This window comes from Xanthomonas sp. SHU 308 (assembly GCF_000364645.1).
Lineage (GTDB): Bacteria > Pseudomonadota > Gammaproteobacteria > Xanthomonadales > Xanthomonadaceae > Xanthomonas_A > Xanthomonas_A sontii.
In genome coordinates this window covers 1-1,225 of the sequence record NZ_AQOK01000771.1, presented here as the reverse complement: position 1 = coordinate 1,225, position 1,225 = coordinate 1, and the positions used below count along the sequence as shown (strand labels likewise).

The following is a 1,225-nucleotide window of genomic DNA, read 5'->3' as shown; positions in this document are numbered from 1 at the left end:
TGCCGGCGACCTCGGCACCGGCGGCCTGCCAGCGCGCCACCACGCCCGGATGCGGATGACCGAAGCGGTTGCCGTAGGCCGCCGACACCAGCACCAGCCGCGCACCGGTGGCGGCGACGAAGGCCGGCTGCGAGGAATGCGCGCTGCCATGGTGCGGCGCCACCACGACGTCGGCGCGCAGCGCCTGCGGCGCCTCGCGCAGCAGCGTACGCTCGACCACGTCGCCGATATCGCCGGCCAGCAACAGCGCGCCATGCACGGTTTCCACGCGCAGCACGCAGCTGGATTCGTTGCGCAGATAGGGAAAGTGCGACGCCGGGTGCAGGAACCGGAACCGCACGCCATCCCATTCCCAGGCATCGCCGGTCACGCAGGGGCGGTCCAGCGGCACCGGCGCGCCGGCCGGGGCATGAATCAGGCCGATCGGCAGCGCCGCGCGCACTGCGGTCAGGCCACCGGCGTGATCGTTGTCGCCATGACTGATCACCGCGCGATCCAGCCGCGCCACGCCGAGCGCATGCAGCGCCGGCACCACCACCCGCTCGCCGGCGTCGTAGCCGTCCTCCACCGCCGGCCCGGTGTCGTACAGCAGTTGATGGTGGGCGGTGCGGACCAGCAACGACAGCCCCTGCCCCACGTCGAACATCACCAGATCGACCTCGCCCGGTCGCGGTCGCTCCAGCGGCGGCCACAGCAAGGGCAACCACAGCAGCGCCGCCAGCGGCTTGCCCGGCACCGCGCGCGGCAGCAGCAGCCAGAACGCGCCCAGCAAGGCCAGCGGCAGCGCCCAGTCGCGCGCCTCCGGCAACCAGCGCAGGGCGAAGCGGCTCTCGCCCAGGGCGACGAACAACGGCCAGGTCAGGTCGAAGCAGGCCGCGGCCAGGCGCCACAGCCAGGCCCCGGCGCCGGCATGCAACGCCTCCAGCGCGGTGCCGAGCAAGGCCAGCGGGACCACCACCAGGCTCCACCACGGGATCGCCAGCAGGTTGGCCAGCGGCCCGACCACGGAGGCCTGCCCGAACAGCATCGTGCTCACCGGCAGCAGGCCGACCGTGGCCACGCCCTGCGCGGTCAGGAAGCTGCGCAGCGTCTCGCGCCAGCCACGACCGGCATCGGGCATGCACCAAGCCAGCCAGGCGACGCCGAGGAAGCTCAGCCAGAAGCCGGCCGAGAGCACCGCCAGCGGGTCGCAGAGCAGCATGGCAATCGCCGCCAGCGCCAATGC

General features: G+C 73.2%; 1 protein-coding gene. It reads right to left on the bottom strand.

The genetic code is table 11. The features are described 5' to 3' along the window. The coding region (locus D588_RS0120160) for a DNA internalization-related competence protein ComEC/Rec2 (RefSeq protein ID WP_017917286.1) at nucleotides 1-1,225 on the bottom strand (1,225 nt) is incomplete at both ends.